Origin of the sequence: Embleya scabrispora, from assembly GCF_002024165.1 — a bacterium.
In the GTDB taxonomy this organism is placed as follows: Bacteria; Actinomycetota; Actinomycetes; order Streptomycetales; family Streptomycetaceae; genus Embleya; species Embleya scabrispora_A.
In genome coordinates this window covers 2,862,982-2,884,073 of record NZ_MWQN01000001.1, presented here as the reverse complement: position 1 = coordinate 2,884,073, position 21,092 = coordinate 2,862,982, and the positions used below count along the sequence as shown (strand labels likewise).

General features: G+C 72.8%; 21 protein-coding genes and 1 pseudogene. 15 read left to right on the top strand and 7 right to left on the bottom strand.

Features of this window, described 5'->3' with window-relative positions; all coding sequences use genetic code 11:
- The first annotated feature begins 99 nt into the window (after positions 1-99).
- Complete coding sequence (locus B4N89_RS12640) at positions 100-1,629, top strand: putative PEP-binding protein (protein ID WP_078975957.1); 1,530 nt, start codon at positions 100-102, stop codon at positions 1,627-1,629.
- Positions 1,630-1,791: 162 nt separating this feature from the next.
- Positions 1,792-2,370, top strand: coding sequence for a pyridoxamine 5'-phosphate oxidase family protein (locus tag B4N89_RS12635; RefSeq protein ID WP_078975956.1), 579 nt, complete (start codon positions 1,792-1,794; stop codon positions 2,368-2,370).
- A gap of 85 nt (positions 2,371-2,455) precedes the next feature.
- On the opposite strand, the gene B4N89_RS12630 is transcribed toward B4N89_RS12635, so the two are convergent.
- Entirely contained in the window at positions 2,456-3,124 is a 669-nt protein-coding gene (locus B4N89_RS12630; RefSeq protein ID WP_078975955.1) for a hypothetical protein, read from the bottom strand.
- 208 nt (positions 3,125-3,332) lie between these two features.
- On the opposite strand from B4N89_RS12630, the gene B4N89_RS12625 reads away from it, so the two are divergent.
- The 6 genes and pseudogenes from B4N89_RS12625 to B4N89_RS12595 all read left to right on the top strand — a co-directional run bounded on the left by B4N89_RS12625 (position 3,333) and on the right by B4N89_RS12595 (position 9,284).
- Positions 3,333-4,520 (top strand): thiolase family protein, encoded by a 1,188-nt coding sequence (locus tag B4N89_RS12625; RefSeq protein WP_078975954.1) that lies wholly within the window; start codon positions 3,333-3,335, stop codon positions 4,518-4,520.
- A 13-nt stretch (positions 4,521-4,533) separates the two neighbouring features.
- Complete coding sequence (pcaH, locus tag B4N89_RS12620; protein ID WP_078975953.1) at positions 4,534-5,301, top strand: protocatechuate 3,4-dioxygenase subunit beta; 768 nt, start codon at positions 4,534-4,536, stop codon at positions 5,299-5,301.
- Between the two features lie 74 nt (positions 5,302-5,375).
- A complete protein-coding gene (pcaG, locus tag B4N89_RS12615) occupies positions 5,376-5,927 on the top strand; it encodes a protocatechuate 3,4-dioxygenase subunit alpha (protein WP_078979310.1) in 552 nt (183 codons plus the stop codon).
- A 10-nt stretch (positions 5,928-5,937) separates the two neighbouring features.
- Positions 5,938-7,320, top strand: coding sequence for a 3-carboxy-cis,cis-muconate cycloisomerase (gene pcaB / locus B4N89_RS12610; protein ID WP_235618591.1), 1,383 nt, complete (start codon positions 5,938-5,940; stop codon positions 7,318-7,320).
- Positions 7,317-8,461, top strand: a pseudogene (pcaD, locus tag B4N89_RS12605) (3-oxoadipate enol-lactonase). The gene pcaB and the pseudogene pcaD overlap by 4 nt, the downstream one beginning before the upstream one ends.
- A gap of 13 nt (positions 8,462-8,474) precedes the next feature.
- Positions 8,475-9,284 carry an IclR family transcriptional regulator gene (locus B4N89_RS12595; protein WP_078975949.1) on the top strand — a complete coding sequence of 270 codons (810 nt, stop codon included), beginning with the start codon at positions 8,475-8,477 and terminating at the stop codon, positions 9,282-9,284.
- Positions 9,285-9,312: 28 nt separating this feature from the next.
- Here the strand turns inward: B4N89_RS12595 and B4N89_RS12590 are convergent, their stop codons facing one another.
- Positions 9,313-9,921, bottom strand: coding sequence for a hypothetical protein (locus tag B4N89_RS12590; protein WP_078975948.1), 609 nt, complete (start codon positions 9,919-9,921; stop codon positions 9,313-9,315).
- A 137-nt stretch (positions 9,922-10,058) separates the two neighbouring features.
- The gene (locus B4N89_RS12585) at positions 10,059-10,745 is read right to left on the bottom strand and encodes a hypothetical protein (RefSeq protein WP_078975947.1); all 687 of its coding nucleotides are present in this window, start codon (positions 10,743-10,745) and stop codon (positions 10,059-10,061) included.
- A 232-nt stretch (positions 10,746-10,977) separates the two neighbouring features.
- Here B4N89_RS12585 and B4N89_RS12580 point away from each other — a divergent pair, with 232 nt between their 5' ends.
- Both B4N89_RS12580 and B4N89_RS12575 read left to right on the top strand, forming a co-directional pair.
- The gene (locus B4N89_RS12580; RefSeq protein WP_078975946.1) at positions 10,978-12,153 is read left to right on the top strand and encodes a 4-hydroxybenzoate 3-monooxygenase; all 1,176 of its coding nucleotides are present in this window, start codon (positions 10,978-10,980) and stop codon (positions 12,151-12,153) included.
- Between the two features lie 290 nt (positions 12,154-12,443).
- Positions 12,444-13,139, top strand: a complete 696-nt coding sequence (locus B4N89_RS12575) for an L-2-amino-thiazoline-4-carboxylic acid hydrolase (RefSeq protein ID WP_235618590.1) — start codon at positions 12,444-12,446, stop codon at positions 13,137-13,139.
- Positions 13,140-13,340: 201 nt separating this feature from the next.
- Here B4N89_RS12575 and B4N89_RS12570 read toward each other — a convergent pair whose 3' ends face one another.
- Complete coding sequence (locus tag B4N89_RS12570) at positions 13,341-14,159, bottom strand: AfsR/SARP family transcriptional regulator (RefSeq protein WP_161500705.1); 819 nt, start codon at positions 14,157-14,159, stop codon at positions 13,341-13,343.
- Between the two features lie 252 nt (positions 14,160-14,411).
- The gene (locus B4N89_RS12565) at positions 14,412-15,467 is read right to left on the bottom strand and encodes a cupin (protein WP_201260832.1); all 1,056 of its coding nucleotides are present in this window, start codon (positions 15,465-15,467) and stop codon (positions 14,412-14,414) included.
- A 293-nt stretch (positions 15,468-15,760) separates the two neighbouring features.
- On the opposite strand from B4N89_RS12565, the gene B4N89_RS12560 reads away from it, so the two are divergent.
- Genes B4N89_RS12560 through B4N89_RS12545 form a run of 4 tightly spaced genes read left to right on the top strand, consistent with a single transcriptional unit; the run spans position 15,761 to position 19,261 of the window.
- Entirely contained in the window at positions 15,761-16,645 is an 885-nt protein-coding gene (locus B4N89_RS12560) for an ABC transporter ATP-binding protein (RefSeq protein WP_078975943.1), read from the top strand.
- Positions 16,645-17,439, top strand: coding sequence for an ABC transporter permease (locus B4N89_RS12555; RefSeq protein WP_078975942.1), 795 nt, complete (start codon positions 16,645-16,647; stop codon positions 17,437-17,439). The genes B4N89_RS12560 and B4N89_RS12555 overlap by 1 nt, the downstream gene beginning before the upstream one ends.
- Before the next feature lie 2 nt (positions 17,440-17,441).
- The gene (locus B4N89_RS12550; RefSeq protein ID WP_078975941.1) at positions 17,442-18,632 is read left to right on the top strand and encodes a sensor histidine kinase; all 1,191 of its coding nucleotides are present in this window, start codon (positions 17,442-17,444) and stop codon (positions 18,630-18,632) included.
- A complete protein-coding gene (locus B4N89_RS12545) occupies positions 18,629-19,261 on the top strand; it encodes a response regulator transcription factor (protein ID WP_078975940.1) in 633 nt (210 codons plus the stop codon). The genes B4N89_RS12550 and B4N89_RS12545 overlap by 4 nt, the downstream gene beginning before the upstream one ends.
- Positions 19,262-19,277: 16 nt before the next feature.
- Here the strand turns inward: B4N89_RS12545 and B4N89_RS12540 are convergent, their stop codons facing one another.
- A complete protein-coding gene (locus tag B4N89_RS12540; RefSeq protein ID WP_235618589.1) occupies positions 19,278-19,778 on the bottom strand; it encodes a flavin reductase family protein in 501 nt (166 codons plus the stop codon).
- A 253-nt stretch (positions 19,779-20,031) separates the two neighbouring features.
- Between B4N89_RS12540 and B4N89_RS12535 the strand changes: the two genes are divergently transcribed.
- Positions 20,032-20,607: a TerD family protein gene (locus B4N89_RS12535; protein ID WP_078975939.1), complete on the top strand. Its 576-nt coding sequence runs from the start codon at positions 20,032-20,034 to the stop codon at positions 20,605-20,607.
- A 101-nt stretch (positions 20,608-20,708) separates the two neighbouring features.
- On the opposite strand, the gene B4N89_RS12530 is transcribed toward B4N89_RS12535, so the two are convergent.
- The gene (locus B4N89_RS12530; protein ID WP_078975938.1) at positions 20,709-21,068 is read right to left on the bottom strand and encodes a signal peptidase I; all 360 of its coding nucleotides are present in this window, start codon (positions 21,066-21,068) and stop codon (positions 20,709-20,711) included.
- Between the last annotated feature and the right edge of the window lie 24 nt (positions 21,069-21,092).

Genomic DNA, 21,092 nt, shown 5'->3' with positions numbered 1-21,092 from the left:
GGGCGCATGTGTCGGCCCGCGGCGGGTGGACGACGTGGAAGGAAGAGGACGCACCGTGGGAGAGCTGCACTGCGCCGGCCGCGACCGCATCCGGGTCGCGTGAGCGCGGTACTGCGCGGCACGGGAGCCGCGCCGGGGTCCGCGGTCGGCCGCCTCGTGGCGGCCCGGGTCGGCGCACCGGCCGCCCGGCCGGACCCGGCGCCGCCGACCGAGGTCCCGGCCGCGCTGGACATCGTGGCCCGGCACATGGACGACCTGGCCGGGGCGCTGCGCACGCGCGGACGGGCGGCGGAGGCCGACATCGTCGAGTTCGCCGCGCTCATCGCCCGGGATCGCGAGCTGCGCGACGGCGTGGCCCGACACCTCGCGGCGGGCCTGGCGCCGATCGACGCGCTCGCCGAGGCGGTGCGCGAATTCGCCGACGTGGTGGCCGGTTTCGACGACGAACTGCTCGCCGAGCGGGCGGTGGACGTGCGCGACATCGGCCGCCAGGCCGAGGCGCTGCTGCGCGGCGAGGACCCGACGGGCGGCGCACCGCCGGGCGGGGCGCCGGCGGTGCTGGTGGGCGAGGAGTTGGCCGCGATGGACCTGCTGCGCGGCGCGCGGCCGGCGGCGGCGGTGTCCGAGCGGGGCGGGCCGACCGGGCATCTGGCCATCGTGGCCCGCTCGTTGGGCATCCCGCTGGTGCTCGGCATCCCGGTGGCCGCGCTGGCCGAGCTGGCCGAGGACCTGATCCTGGTGGACGGCGAGGCGGGCACGGTCGAGGCCAACGCGGGCGCGGGCGTACGGACCATCCCGGCGCCGCGGCGGGTGCCCGGCGGCGGCGCGGGGCAGGCGATCACCCGCGACGGGCGCCGGATCCGGGTGCGGGCCAACGTGGCGACCGTGACGGACGCGCTCGCGGCGGGCGAGGCGGGCTCCGAGGGGGTGGGCCTGCTGCGTACCGAACTGCCGTTCCTGACCGAGGAGTCCGGCTGGCCGGACGAGGAACGGCACGTGGCGATGTTGGCCCCCGTGCTGGCCGCGGTGCCGCCGGGGTTGGTGGTGGTGCGCACGCTGGACTTCACCGGCGACAAACGCCCCCCATTCCTGCGCGACCGGCGGATCACGCTGCCCGGGCCCGACGCGCTGACCGCACAACTGCGCGGCGTGATGCGCGCGGCGAGCGACACGGGGGTCGAGGTGGCACTGCTGCTGCCGATGGTCGACCACCCCCGGCGGATCAAGCACGTGCGCGGCCTGCTCGCCGACGCGTGCGCGAGCCTGGGCCTGGTCCCGCCGCCGCTGGGCGCGATGGTCGAACTGCCCCAGGTGCTGGACCAGGTGGACGATCTCGCCGAGCACGCCGACTTCCTGTCCCTGGGCACCAACGACCTCACCTCGCGACTGCTTGGGCTCAGCCGGGACGATCCCCGGCTGACGCCCGCGTCGGCCGCGCACCCGACGGTGTTGGAGGCCATCGCGCAGACCATCCGGGCGGGCCACGCGCACGGGCGCGCGGTGTCGCTGTGCGGCGACGCGGCGGCGGATCCGGCGGTCCTGCCGCATCTGGTTCGGCTCGGCTGCGACGCGGTCTCGGTGGCGCCGACCGCGCTCGCGGGGGTGCGGGCGGCGGTCCGGGCGTACTGACGTCGCGACGCCTCGGGGCTTCGCACCCATCGGGCGCCGCCGCGACGGATCGATGCCGGTCGGGTACGTGACGGAGGTCCGCATGTCGGGATCGGCGTCCGGGTTCCGAGACGGTCCTGTTATTGCGTGGGCCCGACGAACCCATGTTCGGATAATGCGGACATGGGAAAAACGTACGAGCGGATCGACGACCGACTGCGCAAGTTCATCGAGGACCAACCCGTCTTCTTCGTGGGGAGCGCGCCGCTCGCCGACGACGGCCATGTCAACGTGTCGCCCAAGGGGCGGGCCGGCACCCTCGTCGTGCTGGACGAACGGACCGTGGCCTACCTGGACTTCGGCGGCAGCCACGCCGAGACCATCGCGCACCTGCGGGAGAACGGCCGGATCACCCTGATGTGGTGCGCGTTCGAGGGGCCGCCGAAGATCGTCCGGGTGCACGGCACGGGCGAGCCGATCTTCCGCGACGACCCGCGCTTCGTCGACCTGGTGGCCCGCTTCGGTGCCGCGGATGCCGCCGGGCTGCGCGCGGTGGTGGTGGTGCGGGCGAAGCTGATCCGAGACACCTGTGGGTTCGCCGTCCCGTTCATGGACTATCGCGAGGAGCGCACCCTGCACGAGGAGTACATGGCCCGCAAGACCGACGAGGAGTTCGTGGAATACCTCGGCAACAAGCCGCACAACGTCGCGAGCATCGACGGACTGCCCGCCGTACCACTGCCGTTGCCGCTGCGCGGATAGCGGATAGCGGGCGGTGGGGGGCGGAAGGTGACGACCCGGGCCCGACCGGACCGGGCCGACCTCGGCCGGGGCGCGCCGGGTCGGATCAGCCCTGTGCCGGGTACGGCCCGGGCGGCGGGCCCGGCGGCTGGTGCGGAGGCTGCGGCGCGTACTGGCCGGGTGCCTGTCCCGAGTACCCGTTCTGCGGGGCTTGGCCCGGATATTGCTGCGGCGCCTGGCCGGCGTACTGCTGCGGTGCCTGCCCCGGGTACGGGCTCGCCGCCTGCGGCGCGTACTGCCGCGGCACCTGGCCCGGGTGGCCGCCGCCCTGCGGAACGCCGCCGGACGCCGCGTACGCGTCCGTGAGGTAGCGGAAGATCCACTCGCCCTCGGTGCGCCACGGGCGCGGGAAGTTGAGCTTGGCGGGCTTGTCCTTGCCGGGGAAGTGGAAGAACATCCGGCTCCAGGTCGTCTTCGTCTCCAGCCCGCTCAACAGCGCCCCGGCCTGCGCGTGGGTCAGCGCGTAGGCCACCTCCTTCGGCCTGCTGCTCAGCGAACTCGCGCGGTGGAACAGCACCCCTTGGCGGGTGACCGTGAAGAAGTAGTAGTCGGACATCGACGCCCCGATCAGCGCGCCGATGCCGCCGAAGAGCGCGAACAACATCGGGTTCGGCCCGCGGACCACGAACATCGTGCACAGCGGTTCGTCGCCGGGCACGGCCGCGGCCACCACCTCCGCGACCTGCCGCTGCATGGTCGCCTTGCGCATTGCCATGTGCCGGTCCTCCCCGTGGGTGTGCCGCGCGCCCCGCGACGGGCGATCGAAGGCTAGTCCAGTCGGGGCCGTCCACGGGCGCGATCCGGGCAAACGTTCGACTCCCGGCCGGAGCACGCGCTTCCGCTGAGCGGAATCCGGGCGCCCGGCGGTCGGGCGTCAGGCGGCACGGTGGGCGGTACGACATCGCCGCCGCAGGGGAGAGCGCATGAACGGGCTCGAGGACGTCTATCTGGTGGACGCCGTACGCACGCCCATCGGTCGCCACGGCGGCGCGCTGGCCGGGGTGCGGCCGGACGACCTGGCCGCGACCGTGCTGCGCGCCCTGCTCGACCGGGCGCCGGACCTGGACCCGGAGCGCGTCGACGACGTGGTGTTCGGCGCCGCCAACGGGGCCGGCGAGGACAACCGGGACGTGGCGCGGATGGCCGTGCTGCTCGCCGGACTGCCCACCTCGGTGCCCGGCGTCACGGTGAACCGGCTGTGCGGATCCGGCCTGGAGGCGGTGATCCAGGCGGCCCGCGCGATCGCGGTCGGCGACGCCTCGATCGTGGTCGCGGGCGGGGTCGAGTCGATGTCGCGCGCGCCGTGGGTGCTGGCCAAGCCCGGCCGGGGCTATCCCACCGGCCACGAGACGCTGCACTCGACCACGCTCGGCTGGCGCATGGTCAATCCGCGCATGCCCGCCGAGTGGACCGTCGGCCTCGGCGAGGCGACCGAGCAACTGGCCGCGGAATACGGCGTGACCCGGGAGGCGCAGGACGCCTACGCCGCCGCGTCGCACGCCGGGGCCGCCGCCGCATGGGCCGCCGGCGCGTTCGCCGACGAGGTGGTCCCGGTTCCCGGGGTGGACCTGGTCCGGGACGAGTCGGTCCGGCCCGGCAGCACCCCCGAGGTGCTGGCCGGGCTCGAGCCGTCGTTCCGCCCGGACGGCACGATCACCGCGGGCAACGCCTCGCCGCTCAACGACGGCGCCGCCGCGCTGCTCGTGGCGGACGCGGCGGGACTGCGGGCCATCGGCCGCGCGCCGCTGGCCCGGATCACCGCGAGCGGCGTGCACGGCGTGGACCCGCGCCGGTTCGGCATCGGCCCGGTCGAGGCGGGCCGGCGCGCGCTGGCCCGGGCCGGTCGCGGCCTCGCCGACCTGGACGCGGTCGAACTCAACGAGGCGTTCGCCGCCCAGGCGCTCGCCTGCCTCAGCGAATGGCCCGAGGTGGATCCGGCCGTGGTCAACCCGCTCGGCGGCGCGCTCGCGCTCGGCCATCCGCTCGGCGCGTCCGGCGCCCGGATCCTGGGCACGCTCGCGCACCGGTTGCACCGCCGAGGCGGCGGCCTGGGCCTGGCCGCACTGTGCATCGGCGTCGGCCAGGGCCTGGCCGTCACGGTGGAGAACTGAGGAGAGACGCCCGATGACCACCCCGCACGACCGTATCGACGGCCGACCGGACCGCCGCGCACCCGGGGCCCGGCCCGGTCCGAGCGTTCGTCCCGCACCCGAACCTCCGCTCCGGTTGCCCGAGTTCGACTTCGCCGCCTACCGGAGCACCGAACTGCGCAGCCCCCGGCAGCCGTTGGTGATCCCGCCGAGCGGCGCCACCGAGCCCACCGGCCCGGTGTTCGGCCTCGCCGACGTACACCCGCTCGACGCCGACCTCACCGCGCAACACGTCGGCGAACCGCTCGGCGAGCGCATCGTGCTCGGCGGGCGGGTACTGGACGAGTCGGGTCGGCCGCTGCGTGGGCAACTGGTCGAGCTGTGGCAGGCCAACGCGGCCGGCCGCTACCCGCACAAGGCCGACCGCCACCCCGCCCCGCTCGACCCCAACTTCACCGGCGCCGGCCGCTGCCTGACCGACGACGAGGGCCGCTACCGGTTCGTCACGATCAAGCCCGGCGCGTACCCGTGGGGCAATTCCCACAACGCCTGGCGCCCCGCGCACATCCACTTCTCGCTCTTCGGCACCGCCTTCACCCAGCGCCTGGTGACCCAGATGTACTTCCCGGGCGACCCGCTGTTCGCCTACGACCCGATCTTCAACTCGGTCCGCGACGAGCGGGCCCGCCGCCGGATGATCGCCGGCTTCGACATGGACACCACCGTGAGCGACTGGGCGCTCGGCTACCGGTGGGACATCGTGCTCGGCGGCGCGAGCGCGACCCCGACGGAGGACCGATGAGCACCCGGCCGACCAACACCTCGCCGAACAGCGCCCCGCCGACGAACACCTGGCCGATCGGTACCGAGGGCGCCATGCCGAACCCGGACGGCGGGCTCACCCCGTCGCAGACCGTCGGGCCGTTCTTCGGCTACGCGCTGCCCTTCGCCGGCGGCCCGGACCTGGTCCCGCCGCACGCGCCCGGCGCGATCCGGGTGCACGGCACGGTGTACGACGGCGCGGGTGTGCCCGTCCCGGACGCCGTCGTGGAGATCTGGCAGGCCGACGCGGCGGGCCGGATCCCCCGCGCGCCCGGCTCCTTCGCGCGCGACGGGGTGACCTTCACCGGGTGGGGGCGGGCGGCGGTGGACCGGCTCGGCCGCTACGCGTTCACCACGGTTCGGCCCGGCGCGCCCGGGGCCGACGCGAACCCGTACCTGGCCATGTCGGTCTTCGCGCGCGGCATGCTGCGCCGAGCGGTCACCCGGGTGTACTTCCCCGAGGACGATCGCCACGCGGACCCGCTGTTCGCGCTGGTTCCGGCGAGCCGGCATGAGACGCTGATCGCCGTGCGGGAGGAATCGGGATCCTACCGCTTCGATGTGCACATCCAGGGCGAACAGGAGACCGTTTTCCTTGCCGTGTGACCGTGACCCCGTGGCCGGCCGGAACCGCGTGCCCGACCGCGATCCCGCGTACGACGAGGTCGACGCGGGGCTGCTCGAACCGGTCCGGGCCGGGACGCCCGTCGAGGCGGCCACGAGCGATGCCGCGTACCTGCGGGCGCTGCTCGACGTGGAGGCCGCGCTGGCCCGGGCCCAGGCCCGGATCGGGCTGATCCCGGCCGAGGCCGCCGCCGCGATCGAGGCGGGCACCCGGGGCACGTTCGACCCGGTCGACCTGGCCCGTCGCGCGCGCGGCGCGGGCAACCCGGTGGTCCCGCTCGTACAGGACCTCCAAGCGGCGGTGCGCGCCGTCGACCCGGCCGCCGCCGACCACGTGCACCTGGGCGCGACCAGCCAGGACATCGTGGACAGCGCCACGATGCTGGTCGCCGCCCGCGCCCTGGACTCGACGCTGTCCGATCTGGCCCGCACCGCCGCCGCGCTGGCCGATCTGGCCGAACGGCACCGCGACACGCTCCAGGCCGGTCGTACGCTCACCCAGCACGCGGTGCCGACCACCTTCGGGCTGGTCGCGGCCGGGTGGTGCGTCGCGGTCACCGACGCCTGGGCGCACACCCGCGCGGTCCGCGCCGCGCTGCCGGCGCAACTGGGCGGCGCGGCGGGCACCCTGGCCGCGCTCGGCCCGCACGGGATCGCGCTGCTCGCCCCGTTCGCCGAGGAACTGGGTCTGGCCGAAGCGGTGTTGCCCTGGCATACGCTGCGCGCCCCGATCCTGGACCTGGCCGGTGCGTCGGTCCGGATCACCGGCGCGTTGGGCAAGTTCGCCGGTGATGTCGCGCTGCTCGGCCAGACCGAGGTGGGTGAGGTGGCGGAGGCGACCGGCGCCGGGCACGGCGGGTCCTCGGCGATGCCGCACAAGCACAACCCGGTGCTGTCGGTGCTGATCGTCTCGGCCGCCCGGCAGGTGCCCGGCTACGCCTCGATCCTGGCCGCCTCGGCGGCGGGCGCCGAGTATCAGCGCCCGGCCGGCGCCTGGCACGCGGAGTGGCAGCCGCTGCGCGCGGCACTGCGCCTGGCGGGCGGCGCGGCCTCGACGGCGGCCGAACTGGCCGAAGGGCTCGTCGTCTTCCCGGAACGGATGCGGGCCAACCTGGAGCTGACCGGAGGGCGGATCGTGTCCGAGCGGCTGGTCGCGGAGTTGACCGCCGAGTACGGCGCGACACAGGCCCGCCGACTGCTCACCGACGCCTCGCGGACCTCGGCGCGAACCGGCCGGCACCTTCGTGATGTGCTGGGGGAGGCCGACGAGACGCTGTTCGACCCCGCCGGCCATCTCGGCTCCGCCCCGGCCCTGATCGACCGGGCGCTCGCGCACCACCGCACCGTGTTCAGGTTCCCAGAGAAGGTCACATGACGATCGCCACGCTCAACCACCGCTTCGACGGCCCGGCCGACGCCCCGGTGGTGATCCTCGGCCCCTCGCTCGGCACCGAACTGGGCATGTGGGACGCGCAGATCCCGGAGTTGTCCAGGGATCACCGGGTGCTGCGCTACGACCTGCGCGGACACGGCCGCTCGCACCCGGTGCCGGGCACCGACTCGGTCGCCGACCTGGTCGGCGACGTGCTGACGCTGGCCGACTCCTACGGGATCGGGCGGTTCGCCTACGCCGGTGTCTCGCTCGGCGGCGCGGTCGGCCTGTGGATGGGCGTGCATCGTCCCGAGCGGCTGACCGGGCTGATCGCGTGTTGCTCCTCGGCGCGATTCGGCGAGCCCGAGGGCTGGCGGGAGCGGGCCGCGACGGTGCGCGCGCAGGGCATGCGGCAACTCGCCGACACGGTGATCCGGCGCTGGTTCACCCCCGAGTACATCGAGCGGGAGCCGGCCGCGGTGCGGCGGATCCTGGAGATGTTGTACGCCTGCCCGCCGGAGGGTTACGCCGGTTGTTGCGACGCGCTCGCGGGCTACGACCTGCGCGCCGAACTGGGCCGGATCGGCGCGCCCACGCTGGTGATCGGCGCCGAGCGGGACCCGTCCACGCCGCTCGAACACGCCCGCGAGCTGGCCGCCGGCATCCCCGGCGCGACGCTGGTGGAGGTCGCCGACGCCGCGCACCTGGCGAACATCCAGCAGGCCGAGGCGGTCACCTCGGCGATGCTGGCGCACCTGACGGCGGGGGTGCGGGGATGAGCCACGCCGACGGGATGCGGGTGCGGCGCGAGGTGCTGGGCGACGCGCATGTGGATCGGGCCGTCGCGGGTACCACCGAACTGACCGCCGACTACCAGGACCTGATCACCCGCTACGCGTGGGGCGAGATCTGGACCCGGCCCGGCCTGGACCGCCGTACCCGCAGCTGCGTCACGCTCACCGCCCTGGTGGCCGGCCACCACCTCGACGAACTCGCGATGCACCTGAAGGCGGCCCGGACCAACGGCCTGAGCTGGGACGAGATCAAGGAGGTGCTGTTGCAGACCGCGATCTACTGCGGCGTGCCGGCGGCGAACAGCGCCTTCGCGGTGGCGCAACGGGTCCGGGCCGAACTCGGCGAGTGAGGGAGGGCCGCCGATGACACCCGTCACCGTGACCGGCAAGGTGATGGCCATCCTCGGCGCGTTCGCGGCCGGGGACGGCCGGTTGACCCTGACGGAGGTGTGCCGGCGGGCCGACCTGGCGCTCGCCACCGGGCATCGCCTCGTCGCCGAGCTGGTCGGCGGGGGTTTTCTGGAGCGGCTGGACGACGGGTCGTATCGGGTCGGGGTCAAGCTGTGGCACATCGGCGCGCAGGCGCACGCCGCGACCGATCTGCGCGATCTGGCTCTGCCGCACATGGAGGATTTGTACGAGGCGACCCACGAGAACGTGCAGCTCGCGGTGCTGCGCGACGGCAAGGCGCTGTATCTGGAACGTCTGCGCGGCACCCGCTCGATGCCGATCGTCACCCGGGTGGGTGTCGAGTTGCCGCTGCACGCCACCGGGGTCGGCAAGGTGTTGCTCGCCTACGCGCCCCGGCAGGTGCGCGAGCGGGTGCTGGCCGAGACGTTGGCCGCGCACACCGAGCGCACCATCACCGACCCGGAGCGGCTGCGGGTATGCCTGGCCGAGGTCCGGCGCACCGGCGTGGCCACCACGTCGGGGGAGATGACGGTGGGGGCGCACTCGGTGGCGGCGCCGATCCGGGACCGCCACGACACGGTGATCGCGGCGTTGTCCCTGGTGACCGGGCGGCGTACGGCCGACCTGCGGCGGCTGGTGCCGACGGTGACCACGGCGGCCCGGGCGCTGTCCCGGGACGTGGCGCTGCACTGGTCCGGGAGCGGGGACATCGGCGCCGACGCGGACGAGGGCGCGGGCGGGGACTGTCACCCACGTGGGTGACAGTCCCCGTCGGTGACCGCGTCCGCCCTCAGAACTTCAGCATCATCTCTACGAAGGCCCGGTACTTCTGCAGGGCGAGCCGCAGTTGTTCGGTGTCGTCCCCGGCCTCGCGCCGCAGCCGCTCCAGCTCGGCGCGCCGGGCCTGGATGGCGTCGGTCGCCAGCTTGGCCACCTGCGCGGTCACCTCGTCGGCGTCGGAGACCGCCTCGGCGGGGCTGTCCACGAAGGTCGACAGGGTGTCCCGGAGGCGGGCGTTCAACTCCTCGCCGGTGACCCGGTCGACCAGCGCGTCGTCGGCGGCGGTGCGGCGCGTGGGGGTGCGCCGCGCGGCCGGCCGGCCACCGCTCGCACTCCGCGCCCCGGCACCGGCCGAGGCCGCGGGTGTGCCGGCCTTGCCCGCGCCGCGCACCGGCAGGACCGAGGTCCCGTACGGCTCCGCGTCGTCGTGCTGTCGGTGCGGGAGGTCGGCGGCCGGCGCCGGCGGCGGGTCGGCGGGCGCGGGCGGGATCGGGCCCGGGCCGTCGGTGATCCGGGCCTGACGGGCGGCGCGGTCGCGGTCGTCGCGCTCGACGACGGGCGCTTCTTCCGGCGGAGCGCCGGAAGTGCCCGGCGCGTTCGGGGAGTTCGTCTTGCGCATCGGTCTGGGTCCTCTCGTCCGGTACGACTGGCCGTGGCGCCGTTCTTCCGAGCGTCCCCCGTTCGGGACCGCTCCGGTGTGGTCGGTCTTCCGATTCGTCTTCCGCTTTGTCCATGCCTACCCGGGGATGTACCCGGTCAGCGGGTCTCCGGCTTCGTGGTGTCGAAGCGGGGTGCCCGCGCGTCGTATTCGGCCGGTGTCGTGGTCGTACCGGTCGTGCCCGTCGGGTTCGTCGTGCCGGACCGATGGTCGTGCGTGCTCCTGGACGCGGCGCTGTTCCTGGGGCGGTACGTCTGCCCCAACAGGTCGTCGAACAGGGCCCGGTGGTGGATCATCGCCTGGCGCAGGTCCTCGGTCTCGGCCCGGCCGGCCTCGTTGAGTCGGGCGATCTCGTGCGCCTTGCGGTAGTGCTCGAGGGTGTGACCGTGCTCCACGGACAGCAGTTCGATCCGCGTGTCGTGTGCGCCGGTGGGGTAGCCGCGCTCGTGCATCAGCCGGGTGATCAGCGCGTCGGCCTCGGCCACCGCGTCGCCGGGGGCGTCCACGAAACGTTCCTGGACGTTGGTCCACTCGGTGGCGTACTGCTCCCGCGCGGCCGGCTCCAGCGGCTTGAGGTCGAGGTCCCGGTGCTTGCGCTCGCGATCGGCCAGGTGGCGTTCGGCCACGCGTCGGTCGCCGTACTGTTCGACCGCCTTGTCGTACTCGGGGCCGAATCGGCCCTGCAGGTGCTTGCGTCGCATCATCGGGCGGCCCACGAGGACGGCCGCGCCGGCGAGGAGGACGACGATCACCACGATCAGGACGATGGTCGCTGCCGTGTTCACGGGGACTCCAGGAGTGTCGGGTCTGGGATCGTGCCTTTCGGTGGAACAGCGGATGCACTCCGCATAGCGGAGGTATCCGCCCGTGCTCGACATCCCATCCCTTGCCGGGTCCGCGCCGAGCAAACTCGACCGGGTGCATCGGCTTCCGGCCACCGGAAGGCGGACGGGTCGGGCGTGTCCACGATGGGCGAGTCTGAGGCGGATCGGGTGCGGCGGGACGAGGAGCGGGCGGATGCGGACACGGGTCGCGATCATCGGTGCGGGGCCCGCGGGCCTGCTGCTGTCGCAACTGCTGCACGATCGTGGGATCGACGCGGTGCTGCTGGAGGCGCGCGATCGCGAGTACTGCGAGGGCCGGCAGCGGGCGGGCATGCTGGAACAGGCCACGGTCGACGTGCTGCGCGAGGCCGGCGCGGCGGATCGGCTGGATCGCGAGGGGCTGGTCCACCACGGGATCCATCTGCGCTTCGCCGGTCGGGATCGGCACATCGACTTCCCGAGCCGGACCGGGGGGCGGTCGGTGACCGTGTACGGGCAGACCGAGATCGTCAAGGACCTGGTCGCCAAGCGGATCGCCGAGGGCGCGCGGATGTACTTCGACGCGCCGGTGACCGCGATCGAGGGCATCGACGGCGCCGCGCCGCGCGTGCGGTTCCTGCGCGACGGTGTGGAGGAGGTGCTCGAGTGCGACCTGGTGGCGGGGTGCGACGGGTTCCACGGGGTCTCGCGCGGGGCGATTCCGGCGGATGTACTGAAGACCCACGAGCGGGCGCATCCGTTCGCGTGGCTGGGCATCCTGGCGGATGTGGCGCCGTCCACCGACGATTTGATCTACGCCTACAGCGAGCGGGGGTTCGCGCTGCACAGCATGCGGTCGCGTGCGGTGAGCCGGCTGTATCTCCAGGTGGACCCGGACGCGGATCTCGCCGACTGGCCGGACGAGAGGATCTGGGCGGAGTTGCGCGAGCGGTTGGCGCTGCCGGGCTGGAGGCTGGACGAGGGGCCGATCCGGGAGCGGAGCATCACCCCGATGCGGAGCTTCGTGGCCGAACCGATGAGCTTCGGGCGGCTGTTCCTGGCGGGCGACGCGGCGCACATCGTGCCGCCCACGGGGGCGAAGGGGTTGAATCTCGCGATGGCGGACGTGCGGGTGCTGGCGCGGGCGTGTGCGGAGTATTTTCTGGCCGGGTCGCGGGCGGGGCTCGACGGCTACAGCGACGCGTGTTTGCGACGGGTGTGGCGGGCGGAGCAGTTTTCGTCCTGGATGACGACGCTGTTGCACGCGCGTGCGGATGCGAGCGGGTTCGATCGGCGGTGCCAGGAGGCGGAGTTGGCGTATGTGGCGGACTCCTCCGCCGCGATGGACTCGCTCGCCGAGAACTATGTCGGCTACACCTGGGCCGACTGATCGCGCGGCCGACCCGGCGCCGCCGTGGCCGGGTCGGCGTCGGGATCGCCGGCGGCCATGCGCTCGACCACGCGGCGGACAGTCGCGGTAACGGGGAGTGGGCCGCGGACACCGAGGTGGCGTGTCGGTAGGCTTGTGCCGGCAATACGCCATCTTCACAACGAAGTTCGTCAGCGCCGGGTCGGTCGGTGGAGTGTGCTGTCGGGCTCGCTCGGTATGCGGGTTCGGCGCGGCTCCGCCTCGGCGGTGTGCGGTCGTGTTCCCGCATCCGAGCCCGTCTCGGAAGGACCATGATGACCACCGACCACGACACCTTCGGCGACGGCGGGTACACGCCGAACGCCGAGCGGGACACCGCGCTCCTGTTGGAGGCCTTCGTCGCGTACATCGCGGACGCGGTCCGGGAGCGGGCGCTGCCGGATCACCTCGTCGGCGATCTGACCGCGCTGCACCGCGAACTCGAAGACGCCAACGCGCACTTGGTCGACGACGAGCCGTCCCGGCACAACCTGCGGATCACCCTCGCGCTGGTCGCGGCGTACCGGATCCTGCTGCCGCACCTGGATCGCGAGGACACGATCGCCCTCGTTCGGGACGCGATCGTCGAACCGCTCGGCGCGATCACCGAGGCGGCCACCGCGGCGATGCTCGATGCCGCGCCCGACCCGTTCGCGGCCATCGTCGCGTTGTCGAAGTCCCGGGAGGAGAAGTCCTTCGGACGGGCCTTCACGTTCGTCCGCCCGGCGGACGACGACCGGCGCTACCTCCTCGACATCCACCGCTGCTTCTACCACGACGTGCTGGTCGCCAACTCCGCCCCGGAGTTGACGCCCGCGATGTGCGCCGTCGACCTCAACTGGATCCGGGCCATCGACCCGAACCGACACGGTCTGCGCTTCGACCGCGCCGGCACCATCGGCCACGGTGACTCCCACTGCGCGTTCCACTTCCACCGCACCGACCCGCCCGAGCCGTCCCGCGACTGACGCAACGAGCGGACCGGCGCCGGTCGGCGGAAATGTTGTCCACAGGTTGTGGGTGACGTCTGTGGGTGAGCGAGTCCGAGACCCGGGCGGCGATGCCCGGGTCTCGGACTCCCCTGTTCCTCCTGTCCGTCCTATCCGTCTTGCCCGTCCTGTCCGTCCTTTTTCGGTCGCGGCCGTGGCCGCGACATCGTCCGCCGTGCGCTACCGCCGGCGGTGCGGCGAATCCCGGTGCGGGCGCGGGTGATGCGCCCGACCGGCCACGCGGGTGCGGCGGTACCCGCAGATCGGCGCGGGTGCCGGCGGGCGCGGGGGCGCGCTCAGCGTCGGGTCCTGGCGCAGGATGGCCGCCTGGAGGTCGCGCAGGCGCGGGCCCGGATCCAGGCCCAGTTCCTCCGCGCACAGCCGACGACCCGCCTCCAGGACCTGCAACGCCTCCGCCTGCCGGCCGGATCGGTAGAGGGCGAGCACGAGTTGCGCCCTCGGCCGCTCCCGCAGCGGGTGCGCCCGGACCAGCGACATCAGGTCACCGATCGCCGACGCGTGGGCGCCCATCGCCAACCGGTACTCGGCCGCCTCCTCGCGCAGCGAGGTGTACTCCTCGACCAGCCGGGCCCGTTCGGACTCGGCCACGTCGTGGTCGGCCAACTCGGCGAACGGCTCGCCCCGCCACAACAGGCGGGCCTCGCCCAGCAGTTCGTCCGCCCGCTCGTACGCCCCCACCACGCCCGCCGCCCGTCCCGCATCGGTCAGCGCGCACAGCCGCGCCACGTCCAGGCTTTCGGCCGGCACCTCCAGGGCGTAGGAGTCATCGCGCGTAGTCAACAGGCGGTAGGGCGCCCGCCGCCCCGGCTCCAACACCCGGCGCAGACCCGACAGATAGGCGTGCAGCGTCGATCGCGCCCCGGGTGGCGGGCGCCCGTTCCACAACTCCTCGGCCAGCCGCTCCACCGGCACGGCCACCCCCGGCCGGAGCAGCAGCAGGGTCAACAACTCCCGCTGCCGCCTGGGTCCGATGTTCAACGCGCGTCCGTCGGGGCCCAAAACCCGGGTAGGCCCCGACACATGGAAGGACAGGCCCCCCGACTCATCGCTGCGCGGTGGCTCCCCAACCTGCCCGCGCGACGGAATCCCCCTCGTCATGTGGAAGACGACGGACACACCGACCGGGCGGGTTCCGCACCGCCCCAGGGTTGAGGGACCCTCGCCCCGACCGCGCCCGTCCGTGAGGGAGTTCCCGCCCCACGGGAGGGGCGCGGCCGTCGATACGCCTAGCTAGCGCCGGTCGCTGAAGCGGATGTCCAGGCTGCGCAGATACGTCTGGAGGCCCGCGTCCTGGATCGGGATCAGATGCGCCGGGCTGCCCGACTCGTTGTGGTGGGCGTGCCATTTCCCGGGAGGGGTGACGAACGCGCCGCCCGGTTCCCAGTCCACCCGCAGCGGCTCGACGATGTCGCCGCGCTCGTCCAGCCGGTCGCCGAGCAGCGTGTAGCAGCCCGGCTCGCAGTCCAGGATCAGATCGAGCGCGACCGACTGGTGGCGGTGCGGGCGCTGGATCTGGTCCACCGGCAGCAGGCCGAACATCGCCCACAGGGTGTGGGTGACCGTCAGTGTCTGCTCCTGGCCGACCGTGTTCAGCAGCACGCTGACCCGGTTCTTGGCATTGGCGCCGGGCGCCTCGGCGATCCGGGTCAGCTCCTCGACCGCGCGATGGCGGGCGAACTTGGTCGGCCGGAACCGGGCCTTGCTCGGCACCACCCCGAGGTAGCGCAAAAGAGGCTCGTCGTGCACCCAATAGAGCACGGCGTCCTGCGTCGCGTGGTGGGTGATCTCGCCGAGGTCGGGCAGGACCAGGAAGTCGCCCTTCTCCCACTCCACGGCCTGGCCGCCGACCAGCGACAGGCCCCGCCCGTACAGCACGTAGTAGAGCTGCGAGGTGGCGTTGGGCCGCACCGCGAGCCGATCGCCCGCGTTGATCCGGACGAAGTTGGCCAGCAGCGCCGGACTGGTCGCCGGGCCGCCCTCGATCCGCATCGGCTCGGCGAGGTCGAGCGGGACCACCCGGGTGTCGCCGCCGGTGTGCAGTTCGGCCGGAAAACGCTCCACCGGGACCGGCGTGGTGTGGCCCGATCCGATCGGGTTGGCCGCCTTCGTGTATTCCCAGTACACCGCGTCCTCGGCCCACGCGGCCGCGCTCGCCGCCAGCGGTCCCTCGAACCCCAGGCGCGCCACGTCGACCAGGGGCGGCGCCGCGACGGTCGGGTCGAAGAGCGTGGACTCCCCTGCCCCGGACGGGTTCTGATCGGCCGTCACCTCAACCTGCGCAGTCATCCGAATTCCCTTCGCGAACGATTCCCCGACTCGGCCATGCTCCCATCGAACCGGTTGCGGCAAACTGCGGAACCGGTCACATTCCGCGCGGTTCGCCCCGTTCGCCCGTCGCCCTGTCGCGCGTACGGAAACCGCCGAGCCCGTATCCGGCGGCCGAGCCGGCCCCGGTCGGCCGCCGGCCCGGGTCCGCGTCCCGCGAGCCGCTCCCGCACCGCTGTCCGTCGTTCGGTGGACACCCGGCGTCCGTCGTTCGTACGTCCCGGCGCCCGACCCCGCTGCGCCATCGTCGAGGCATGACAGCGGAACGGACACCCGCACCGGCGGGCGAGGCGGGCGGCGCCGAAACGGCGATCAGGGTGCGCGGGCTGCGGCGCGCGTACGGCACACATCGAGCGGTGGACGGACTGGACCTGGACGTGCGCCGGGGTGAGATCTTCGCACTGCTGGGCCCGAACGGGGCGGGCAAGACCACCACGACCGAGATCCTGGAGGGCTACCGCTCGCGCGACGCGGGCGAGGTCGCCGTCCTGGGCGTGGATCCGGCCCGCGCCGGATCGCGGTGGCGGGCCCGGATCGGCATCGTGCTCCAGGAGTCGGCGGACGTGTCCGGGCTCACCGTGCGGGAGAGCGTGCGGCACTTCGCGCACTACTACCCCAGGCCCCGCGATCCCGACGAGGTGATCGAGGCGGTCGGGTTGACCGACAAGCGGGACACCCGGGCCGGCGCCCTCTCTGGTGGGCAGCGGCGCCGCCTCGATGTCGCGCTCGGCATCCTGGGCGGGCCGGAACTGCTCTTCCTGGACGAGCCGACCACCGGGTTCGACCCCGAGGTGCGCCGCCGGTTCTGGGCGCTGATCGCCGGGCTGCGGGCGGCCGGGACGACGATCCTGCTCACCACGCACTACCTGGACGAGGCCGAACACCTCGCGGACCGGGTCGGGGTGATCCGGGCGGGGCGGGTCGTGGACGTGGACACCCCCGAGCGGCTCGGCGGCCGGCACCTGGCCCGATCGGTACTGCGCTGGCGCGACGCCGAGGGCACGCACGAACTCGCCACCGCCGAGCCGACCGCCGACGTGGCCCGGCTCGCGGCCCGGTTCGGCGGCGAGGTACCCGAACTGACCGTGACCCGACCGTCCCTGGAAGACGTCTATCTCGACCTGATCGGAGCGCGGTGATGTCGACCCCGACGGCGACCATCGTGGCGGCCCGGACCCGCCTCGAACTGAAGATGTTCGCCCGGCACCGCGAGCAGATGGCGGTGACCTTCGCGATGCCGGTGCTGCTCCTGGTACTGCTCGCGCTGATCGGCGGCGGCACGGTTGACGGCACCGGCGTGGCGGAGAGTCGGGTGCACGCGGCGGGCATGATCGCGGTCGGCATCGTCTCCGCCGGATTCCAGGGCCTGGCGCTCGCGGTGGCCGCCGAACGCCAGGACGGCACGCTCAAGCGGCTGCGCGGCACGCCGATGCCGCCGGTGGCGTACCTCCTGGGCAAGATCGCCCAGGTGATCGTGGTCAGCCTGGCCCAGGTGGCGCTGCTCCTCGTGGTCGGGGTGATCGGCCTGGACCTGACCCTTCCGCACGACCCGATGCGGTGGCTGACCTTCGCCTGGGTGTTCGTCCTGGGCGTGACCGTGGCCACACTGCTCGGCCTGGCCGCGAGCGGACTGATGCGCAAGGGCGCCAACGGGGCGCTGATCATCCTGCCCTTCACGGCGCTCCAGTTCGTCTCGGGCGTGTTCGTCGAGCCCAGCCAACTGCCCCATGGAGTGCAACAGTTCGCGGCGCTGTTTCCACTGAAGTGGCTCACCCAGGGGATGCGCTCGGTCTTCCTGCCGGACTCGTTCCGGGCGGTGGAGCCGGCGGGCTCGTGGGAGCTCGGTCGGGTGGCCCTGGTGTTGGCCGCGTGGGGTGTGATCGCCTTGGTCGTGTGGATCAGGACATTCAGGTGGATCGAGAACGAGCGGTGACCATGGCGACCGCCGTCGCGCAGGACGCGGAGGAGTTGGCCTTCGGGACCAAACTGCTCACCGTCTACCGCGGCGCCTACTTCCTGCTCGCGGCGATCACCGCGGCGGAGTTCGCCGGACGCGACGCACCGCCGTGGTGCTACGCCGTACTGATCGTCATGCCCGTGTCGTTCTGGGTGATGGTGCCGCCGGGCATCGACCCGACCGATTGGGACCGGCGTGGCCGAGCACACCTGGTGGTCGCCTACGCCGCGGTCACCGCGCTCAGCCTGCACAATCCCGACGGCATCGTGCTGATGTACGTGCTGATGCCGCTGACCTTCACCTTCGTCGAGGCGACGATCCCCGCGATGTTGCTGAGCACCTACATCTTCGGGATGAACGGCGCGCTGCAGGCCCGCAAGGCGCACTGGGAGCACGGTGCGGTGGCGAGCATCGGAGTGGAGGTCGTCGTCGTGCTCGGCTTCAGCTTCCTGATGGCCCGGCTGGTCCAGTGGCTGGCCGATCGGGTGGAGGAGCGCGGCCGACTGCTGCAGGAGTTGGAGGCCACCCGGGCGGAGCTGGCCGAGACGCACCACCAGGCGGGGGTACGGGTCGAGCGCGAGCGCATGGCGCGCGAGATCCACGACACCCTGGCCCAGGGCTTCACCAGCATCCTGATGCTGATCCAGGCGGCCGGGATCACCGTGGACTCCGACGCCGAGGCCACCCGTAAACGACTGGACCTGGCCGAGCGGGTGGCCCGGGACAACCTCGCCGAGGCCCGTGCGCTGGTCGCCGCCCAGGGCCCGGCCGAGGGCGCCGAACCGGCCGAACCGCTGGCCGAAGTGCTCGGCCGCACCGTCGCCGCGCTCGGCGAGGAGTTGGAGGTGGCCGCCTCCTTCGCGGTCGCCGGCACCGAGTACGAGTTGTCCCCGACCGTGCAGGTGGTGCTGGTCCGGGTGCTCCAGGAGTCGTTGGCCAACATCCGCAAGCACGCCGAGGCTAGGTCCGTGGCCGTGGAACTGGCCTATCGGCCGTTCGCCACCAGACTGACCGTGGTGGACGACGGACGGGGCTTCGAACCGGGGCCGGGGAAGGGGGGATACGGTCTTCCCGGTATGCGAGCCCGCCTCGCACAGGTCGGTGGCGAGGCCGAGGTGGTCTCGACTCCCGGTCGGGGCACGACCGTACGCGTGGAGGTACCGCAGTGATCCGGCTGCTCATCGCCGACGACCATCCCGTGGTGCGGGAGGGTTTGGCCGGCATGCTCGCGGCCGAGCCCGATTTCGAGGTGGTCGCCTCCGTCGAGGACGGCGCACAGGCTGTGGACGGGGCCGCCGAGCTGCGGCCCGACGTGGTGTTGATGGACCTGCGCATGCCCGGCACCGACGGCGTTGCCGCGACCCGGCGGATCGTGCGCGAACTGCCCGGGGTCCATGTACTGATCCTGACCACGTACGACACCGACACCGACATCGTGCGCGCGGTCGAGGCGGGTGCGACGGGCTACCTGCTCAAGGACACCCCGCGGGTGGAACTGGCCGCCGCGATCCGGGCCGCGGCGCGCGGCGAGACGGTGCTGGCGCCGCCGGTGGCGGCCAAGCTGGTCACCCGGATGAAGGCGCCGGTGCGCGACGCGCTGAGCCCGCGCGAGACGCAGGTGCTCGGGCTGGTCGCGCGCGGGATGACCAACGCCGAGATCGGCCGCGAGTTGTACATCAGCGAGGCCACGGTCAAGACGCACCTGCTGCGCACGTTCAACAAGCTCGGCGTCGACGACCGTACCGCCGCGGTCACGGTCGCGATGGCGGACGGGTTGTTGCCGGGCGCCGGCGGTTGAGGTCGCGTCCGGCGGGCTATGCCGCCAGGCGGGCGTAGCGGCCCTTGTGGAACATCAACGGGGCGGCGTCGCGGGGCAGATCCAGGGCGGTCACCGCGCCGATCACGATCACGTGGTCGCCGCCGGGCAACTCGTGGGCGATGTCGCACTCGATCCAGGCCACCGCGCCGGCCAGCCGCGGTGCGCCGTTGCCGGCGGGCGACCAGTCGACGCCGGCGAACTTGTCGCCGCCGCTGCGGCCCATCGTCCGACACACCTCCTGCTGGTCCTCGGCCAGGATGTTGACCACGAAGCGGCCGGCGGTGCGGACCTTCGGGTAGGTCGTCGAGGTGAGCGCGGGGGCGATGGAGATGTAGGCCGGCTCCAGCGAGAGCGACGTGAACGACTGGCAGGCCATGCCCACCGGCGCGCCGTCGTGGAGCGCGGTGACCACGGTGACACCGGTCGCGAAGTGCCCCATGACCTGGCGCATCCGCGCCTGATCGATCCCGGTCGACGGCGTCGTTGCGCTGGACATGGCTGCCCCCAGGGGTGCGAAGCTGGATGCGAGGCGGATATGACTAATAGTCGTATCCCTGTTTGTCCCAGCCATTGAACGGCTGATCTGACGAACCGTCAATATCCAGGTGCCGGGTCGCACCCCGTGATCACCGCCACCTTGACGGCCCCTTTCGGGGTGTTCGGGAACTTACGCGTGCCTGCTGCACGTCCGGATCAGTAGCAGTAGCGTCGTCCGCGACGTCAAACATCCTCTGGAAGGACACCATCCAATGGCCGTGAGCCTGAGCAAGGGCGGAAACGTCTCCCTCACCAAGGAGGCCCCTGGCCTGACCGCCGTCGTCGTCGGCCTCGGCTGGGACCTGCGCACGACCACGGGCGAGGACTTCGACCTCGACGCGAGCGCGATCGTCGTGAACGCGACCGGCAAGGTCTACTCCGACCAGCACTTCGTGTTCTTCAACAACATGAAGACCCCGGACGGCACCGTCGAGCACACCGGCGACAACCGCACCGGTGAGGGCGAGGGCGACGACGAGCAGATCAAGGTCAACCTCGCCGGCCTGCCCGCCGACGTGGACAAGGTCGTCTTCCCGGTCTCGGTCTACGACGCGGACAACCGCAAGCAGTCGTTCGGCCAGGTCCGCAACGCGTTCATCCGCGTCCTCAACGCCGCGGACAACGTCGAGCTGGCCCGCTACGACCTCTCGGAGGACGCCTCCACCGAGACCGCGATGCTGTTCGGCGAGCTGTACCGCGCCGGCACCGACTGGAAGTTCCGCGCCCTCGGCCAGGGCTACGCCTCGGGCCTCGCGGGCATCGCCAAGGACTTCGGCGTCAGCGTCTGACCCCACAGCACCCCCACGAACGCCGGCCGGGCAAGCCGTTCACCCCGGCCGGCGTTCGCCGTTTCACCCCTGACCCCGCGACGATGGCGCCGGGTCGGCCTTCAGTGCCCGGGGACGGACGGCCAACGGATCGTCACGACCACCGAGTCCTCCTCGGCCGCCCAGGAGTGGTCGATTCCGGGCCCCCAAATAACGTAGTCGCCCTGGCGTGCCAGGGTCGTGCTGCCGGCGGTGAGGTCCAGCCGGAACCGCCCCGACACGAGCAGAAGCATCGTGGTGCGCTGATCGCCGGCGGTCCATTCGGGACGGGCCTGGCCCGCCGGGTGGACGCCCCACTTCACCTCGAGATCGCCGGTGGCGCGGACGCCGCCATCCACCGGATCGACGAAGTGCCCCAGAAGCCAACCGCGATGCCGGTCGGCGTCGTCGTTGGCGTTGCCCCCGTACCAGTTGTCCGCCACTTACAACCTCACCTCGACGCTCGG